The sequence below is a fragment of the Exiguobacterium sp. s101 genome (assembly GCF_018617835.1).
In the GTDB taxonomy this organism is placed as follows: domain Bacteria; phylum Bacillota; class Bacilli; order Exiguobacteriales; family Exiguobacteriaceae; genus Exiguobacterium; species Exiguobacterium marinum.
Genome location: NZ_JACSKX010000022.1, coordinates 12,510 through 18,419, shown reverse-complemented (window position 1 = coordinate 18,419; position 5,910 = coordinate 12,510). Strand labels below are relative to the sequence as shown.

At 44.0% G+C, this 5,910-nt stretch carries 7 protein-coding genes, 1 tRNA gene and 1 other RNA gene; 2 read left to right on the top strand and 7 right to left on the bottom strand.

What is annotated here, in order from left to right; translation table 11 throughout:
• Positions 1-472: 472 nt before the first annotated feature.
• From KNO76_RS13365 to tadA, 6 genes are all read right to left on the bottom strand, one after another.
• The gene (locus tag KNO76_RS13365) at positions 473-697 is read right to left on the bottom strand and encodes a YaaL family protein (protein WP_026824762.1); all 225 of its coding nucleotides are present in this window, start codon (positions 695-697) and stop codon (positions 473-475) included.
• On the bottom strand, positions 694-1,293 hold the full coding sequence (gene recR, locus KNO76_RS13360; RefSeq protein WP_026824761.1) for a recombination mediator RecR: 600 nt from the start codon (positions 1,291-1,293) through the stop codon (positions 694-696). The genes KNO76_RS13365 and recR overlap by 4 nt, the downstream gene beginning before the upstream one ends.
• Positions 1,294-1,315: 22 nt before the next feature.
• Complete coding sequence (locus tag KNO76_RS13355; RefSeq protein ID WP_026824760.1) at positions 1,316-1,633, bottom strand: YbaB/EbfC family nucleoid-associated protein; 318 nt, start codon at positions 1,631-1,633, stop codon at positions 1,316-1,318.
• 14 nt (positions 1,634-1,647) lie between these two features.
• Entirely contained in the window at positions 1,648-3,321 is a 1,674-nt protein-coding gene (gene dnaX / locus KNO76_RS13350; protein ID WP_214885915.1) for a DNA polymerase III subunit gamma/tau, read from the bottom strand.
• Between the two features lie 95 nt (positions 3,322-3,416).
• Positions 3,417-3,684: signal recognition particle sRNA large type (ffs, locus tag KNO76_RS13345), an RNA gene on the bottom strand.
• Positions 3,685-3,737: 53 nt separating this feature from the next.
• A complete protein-coding gene (tadA, locus tag KNO76_RS13340; protein WP_214885913.1) occupies positions 3,738-4,238 on the bottom strand; it encodes a tRNA adenosine(34) deaminase TadA in 501 nt (166 codons plus the stop codon).
• Between the two features lie 121 nt (positions 4,239-4,359).
• Here tadA and KNO76_RS13335 point away from each other — a divergent pair, with 121 nt between their 5' ends.
• Both KNO76_RS13335 and KNO76_RS13330 read left to right on the top strand, forming a co-directional pair.
• A complete protein-coding gene (locus KNO76_RS13335; protein WP_026824757.1) occupies positions 4,360-4,995 on the top strand; it encodes a deoxynucleoside kinase in 636 nt (211 codons plus the stop codon).
• Positions 4,992-5,663, top strand: coding sequence for a deoxynucleoside kinase (locus tag KNO76_RS13330; RefSeq protein WP_026824756.1), 672 nt, complete (start codon positions 4,992-4,994; stop codon positions 5,661-5,663). The genes KNO76_RS13335 and KNO76_RS13330 overlap by 4 nt, the downstream gene beginning before the upstream one ends.
• 122 nt (positions 5,664-5,785) lie before the next feature.
• Here the strand turns inward: KNO76_RS13330 and KNO76_RS13325 are convergent.
• A tRNA-Ser gene (locus KNO76_RS13325) sits at positions 5,786-5,875 on the bottom strand.
• Positions 5,876-5,910: the final 35 nt, after the last annotated feature.

Genomic DNA, 5,910 nt, shown 5'->3' with positions numbered 1-5,910 from the left:
AGAATTTGATATAGCTCTTAAATTGACGAAGCTTGCGCTTCATTCAAAAATTGTAAAACTTTTTTTGCCTCATCGTTCAGTTTTCAAAGTTCGTCTGCCGCTCTTGGCGACTTAAATATCTTATCAAGCGAGGGACAAAACGTCAACCACTTTTTAAAATATTTTTTATTTCTTGTCGCTTATCTCGGCGACGTCTATTAATATATCAATAAAACATTAAGTGCGCAACCTTTTTTATAAAAAAGATTATTTTTTTTATAAACATGCATTCAAGTTATTTTGCGCTTATTTTTTTCTTCATTATATAAGGCTAAAATTCAACTATTCCTATCTACGTTTTACTTTGAAGTTCAAAATTCCGAATTCATCCTCTTTCGTCCGAAGCGCGAGCCACTTCCCGTTTGCTCTCCGCTTGGAAGTGTGAGCATTCTCTCACTGTAAAGATACAAAAAGGCGAGCCACTGGCTTCGCCTTATGAACGGAGGGATGATAAAGACACGTTTCGCTTTTTCGCTTCTTTCAAATAAAAGAAGTAAAGAGTTTCAGCTTGTTTTACCTGGGCAGCTAACTCTCCCGTGTCTTCAATGCTGACTTCAAGCATTCGACGTTTCGATTCAAACTTAGCCTTTGCTTCTAGTAACTCAGTCAGTAGTCGCTGATCGTAGTCATCTCTTAACGACTTACGAAACCAATTCATAGTTCTCTTCTACCTTCCATCGCCCGAGACAACGTTACTTCATCCGCATACTCTAAATCTCCACCAACCGGCAAACCATGTGCAAGACGCGTCACGCGAATTCCCGTCGGTTTAAGTAGTCGCGATAAATACATCGAGGTCGCTTCCCCTTCAATGTTTGGATTGGTTGCTAAAATCACTTCTTGAATCGCTTCATTCTCTTGCAAGCGTGTCAGCAAGCTTGAAACGTTAATATCCTCTGGGCCAATTCCTTCCATTGGACTAATAGCTCCATGGAGAACATGATACTTCCCTCTGTACTCTCTCATCTTCTCCATCGCAATTACGTCTCTTGAGTCTTGGACCACACAAACTACTGTCTCATCCCGATGTGAGTCTTTACAAATTGCGCATGGATCCACATCTGTAATATGACCACATACGGTGCAATATTTAATATCCCGTTTCGCACTGACGAGAGCCTTTGCAAATGTTAACACATCGTCTTCTTCCATATCTAAAATATGAAACGCTAAACGCACCGCGGTTTTCGGACCAATCCCAGGTAACTTCGTAAAACTCTCAATCAATCGCCCAATGGCTTCAGGGTATTGCAACTCGCATCGATCCTTTCTTCACTTAAAAGCCTGGGAGATTCATCCCTTGTGTGAAACGTCCCATCTTGTCATTCACAAGTTGATCCGCTTGCTTCATCGCATCATTAATCGCTGCTAAGACAAGGTCTTGTAGCATATCAACGTCGTCCGGATCGACGACGTCTTCTGCAATGATGACATCTAAGACTTCTTTATGACCGCTTACGACAACTTTCACCATGCCGCCTCCTGCAGTTCCCTCAACGGACATATCTTTCAATTCTTCTTGAGCTTTCGCCATATCTTTTTGCATTTTTTGCATTTGTTTCATCATGTTATTCATATTTCCCATTCCACGCATTCAGAGCGCCTCCCTTATGTCTCTTCAATTTCAACGACATCGCCAAATCGTTCCATCGCTTGTGCAACTAACGGATCCTCAGTTTCCGGTTCTTCGACTTGTTCTGTTCGTTCTGCTTGTTTTTGAAGGATGAACTCATTCTTCAATTCATTCCAATCCGTTTCAAGCACCGCCATGATTTCACGACGAATCCCCGTGACTTCGAATAGTGCCTGTTCAATCACATCACGTGTACGACCATTTGAACTCACTTGTTCATAATGCCATGTCATTCCATCTTTAAATTGTACCAGTAAGGTGTCACTTGCACAAAGGACAGCCTCACTTTCATAGAAGAGTGCGAAAATCGGACCATCCTGTATCCGAATATTCGTCATGATGTCTCCCCAGCTGTCGCGAATCGCATTCAAGTGTTGACGTTCGGCCCGTTGCAAGAGTTGGCGAATCCGTTCTTTCGGCACTCGGATTTGAGTTCGTTTCGGGGTCGGTTTCTTCACTTCTTCGCTTGCTACGGTAGTTACACCATTTTTCTTCACTTCATTCAACTCGCGACTTAACTCACGCACTTGATCTTGTAATTGTGTCATTTGTTCACTGATTGTCCGACCTTGTTCCGCGATACGAATGAACGTTAATTCCACCAATACTTTTGGATGGTTCGATAACCTCATCTGTTGTTGGCAATCATTGAGCTCTTCAATCACTTGGAACAATTCGTCCGTTGACGTCGCTTCGACAAATTGACGAAACTTATCCGTCGGACGCGCCCGTTCTAATAAATCAGCAGCTTGCGGAGATGCTTTCAAAAGTAATGCATCCCGATGAACGAACACCAAGTCTTCGATAAAGCGTTTTAAGTCTTTCCCTTCACGCAACATCATTTCAAGGGTACTCAAAATTGAATTCAATTCTTTCCGCTGTAGACCATATGCCATTTCAAGTAGCATTTCGTCCGTCACAGCACCCGTCACTTCCAACACCGCTTCTTCCGTCAACCGACCATCACTAAATGCGAGCGCTTGATCGAGCAAGCTAAGAGCATCTCGCATGCCTCCGTCGGCAGCACGTGCAATCAACTTCAATGCTTCCGGATCATAGTCATGATTCTGATCATTCAAGATATATGCCATTCGTGTTTGAAGTTGACTCACTTCATGTCGTTTGACATCAAATCGCTGACAGCGAGAAATAATCGTTGCCGGAATTTTATGAGGTTCTGTCGTTGCCAAAATGAAAATCGCATGTGCCGGCGGTTCTTCGAGCGTTTTTAACAGCGCATTGAACGCACCGGTCGATAGCATATGCACTTCATCAATGATATATACTTTATAACGACCTTGCGACGGCGGGTATTTGACTTTATCTCGAATCTCTCGAATCTCATCAACCCCGTTATTTGATGCGGCATCGATTTCGAATACGTCCGGACTCGTGCCTTCCGTGATGGCGATACACGTCGGACAGGTATTACATGGTTCACGTGTCGGCGCACTTTCACAGTTGATGGCCTTAGCAATGATTTTCGCCAAACTCGTCTTCCCCGTTCCACGCGGACCGGAAAACAGATATGCATGTGACATGCGTTCCTCTAATAAAGCATTTTGAATCGTGCGTGTGATATGGACTTGACCGACGACCTCCTGAAACGACTGAGGTCTGTATACCCGATATAACGCTTGATACGCCATGAGTTCGCCTCCTTCCCTAACTGTTCTTCTCTATCTCATCATACAAAAAAATCTACAGCCCTGGGGCCATAGATTGAAGTTATAAAATAAATCTGCCGCGCACCGATTTCTGAAAGCGCATCAACATGCGTTACTCATGCAGTTTGCTCAGCCCAAGCACCCCTGCGGCACACGGTACGTCACCACTTAAGGCTGCTTCCTTCCGGACCTGACCTGGTTCATGGGTGACCGTTGCGCAGGACTCAGACGTCAACGCCACTTACATAAGGCAGACCACACCAACGCGCTCCCTCGAATCGGGATTCAGTCTCGCTATAGCGGATTGCGAGTGACAGGGCACCGCTACCTCCCCACCTAGCACGGCAAATGGGTAAATGAAGTTATGCACTATCTCGAGTGCTATTACATTATACTGTTTAATCGATTGGGTTGCAACCTCTCTGATCGAGTCGTTCTTGTTTCTTCCTCTCTCGAAGCGCTCGGAAGAAATCTGTGAGGAGTTGGCCACATTCTTCTGCTAAAACATTTCCCGTTACTTCAGCTTGATGATTAAATCGGTCATCCTGTACTAAATTCATTAACGTTCCACAGCATCCGCCCTTTGGGTCATAGGCCCCGAAGATGACACGCTTGATTCGGGATAATATGATGGCTCCCGAACACATCGGACATGGTTCAAGGGTAACATATAACTCGCAATCTTCTAATCGCCAATTCCTTAACGTTTCGTTTGCCGTTTCGATTGCAATCATCTCGGCGTGTGCCGAAGCCAAGAGATCTGTTTCACGGCGATTATGCCCGGTCGCAATCACCTCATCTCCTTTTACAATCACACAGCCAATCGGCACCTCGCCAATGGCTTCTGCTTTCTTTGCTTCTTCGATGGCCAACTGCATAAATCGCTTATCACGCTCCATCGATTCACCTCATTTCTTATTAAACACTATGAAAAAAAATGAAAATCAAATCCCTCGCCATATCAATCGCATTGTATGCTAGAATGGAACTTGCACTTTGGATAATGGAGGATGACATCATATGTTTATAACGGTAGAAGGACCGATTGGTGTCGGGAAAACATCACTGGCCCATATCATCAGTCAGCATTTCTCGATGCAGATGCTGAATGAAATTGTAGAAGAAAACCCATTTCTCGGCAAGTTTTATGAAGATATCGAAGAATGGAGTTTCCAAACGGAAATGTTCTTCTTATGCAATCGATTCAAGCAGTTGGATGATATTCACAAACACCACTTGAGTCAGCAGCAATCCGTCGTTTCGGACTATCATATTTTCAAAAACTTGATTTTTGCTCATCGTTCGCTGAAACCAGCGCATTTGAATAAATATGAGCAGATTTATAAGATTTTGACACATGATATGCCGAAACCTGATGTCGTCATTTACCTACACGCCAGCATTGAGACACTCATGAAACGCGTCGCTTTGCGTGGACGTGAAGTAGAAGAAAATATGTCTCGCGACTATCTTGAACAACTTGCTCACGACTATGAGACGTTCGTTGAATCGTATCGCGCAGCCCATCCAGAAGTGAAAATCCTCTCGTTCAGTGGGGATGAACTCGACTTTGTACACAATCCGGACGATTTGACTCATGTCCTGAAAACGATTGAGCGTGAACTAGAATTAACTAAAGGAGCCCATACAAAATGAAGCTGATTGATAAATACAACATCCCGAACGATACAATCATTACAATCGGTGGAATGGTTGGGATCGGGAAATCAACGATCACCAATTCGTTAGCCGATGCATTAAACTTCCGAACGTCCCTCGAAAAAGTAGATACAAACCCTTACCTCGATAAATTCTATCATGATTTCGAGCGGTGGAGCTTCCATCTTCAAATTTACTTCCTAGCTGAACGCTTCAAAGAACAGAAGAAAATCTTCCAATACGGCGGGGGCTTCATTCAAGACCGTTCAATCTATGAAGACACAGGCATCTTCGCAAAAATGCATTATGAAAAAGGAACGATGTCGCCAACAGACTATGAAACGTATTCAAGTTTGTTCGAGGCTATGGTACTAACACCCTTCTTCCCACACCCGGACCTATTGATCTACCTTGAAGGTTCGTTCGAACAAGTACTCGAACGAATCCAAATGCGCGGTCGCGAGATGGAGCAACAAACACCAATCGCTTATTGGGAAGAAATGTACGCACGCTACACAGAATGGATCAATAACTTCAACCTGTGTCCGGTATTACGCCTTTCAATCGAAGAGTATGACCTCATCAACGACCCAGACTCAGTTGAACTCATCCTTGAAAAAATTGAAAAGCAATTAACGGTTGCTCGCGAAGCAAAAGTTAGATAATCGATCGAAGGATTGCGCTAGCCAAAGCGTAATCCTTCTTTTTTTGTGCATAAAAAAATCCACAGCTCCTATGTCTGTGGATACAAAAAATGCATCTGCCTCTGCAGATGCCCGATTGAAAGCGGAGTTGGTGGGATTCGAACCCACGCGAGCCTTGCGACTCCTAACGGATTTCGAGTCCGTCCCCTTCAGCCGGACTTGGGTACAACTCCAGGCTTAAAAAAGTGTAAAAAAAAAGAAAGTGGAG

Bases quoted from the DNA above. Each gene is read 5' to 3' on its own strand.
- KNO76_RS13365 (WP_026824762.1), bottom strand. From the start codon at position 697: ATGAATTGGTTTCGTAAGTCGTTAAGAGATGACTACGATCAGCGACTA.
- KNO76_RS13355 (WP_026824760.1), bottom strand. From the start codon at position 1,633: ATGCGTGGAATGGGAAATATGAATAACATGATGAAACAAATGCAAAAA.
- dnaX (WP_214885915.1), bottom strand. From the start codon at position 3,321: ATGGCGTATCAAGCGTTATATCGGGTATACAGACCTCAGTCGTTTCAG.
- tadA (WP_214885913.1), bottom strand. From the start codon at position 4,238: ATGGAGCGTGATAAGCGATTTATGCAGTTGGCCATCGAAGAAGCAAAG.
- KNO76_RS13335 (WP_026824757.1), top strand. From the start codon at position 4,360: ATGTTTATAACGGTAGAAGGACCGATTGGTGTCGGGAAAACATCACTG.
- KNO76_RS13330 (WP_026824756.1), top strand. From the start codon at position 4,992: ATGAAGCTGATTGATAAATACAACATCCCGAACGATACAATCATTACA.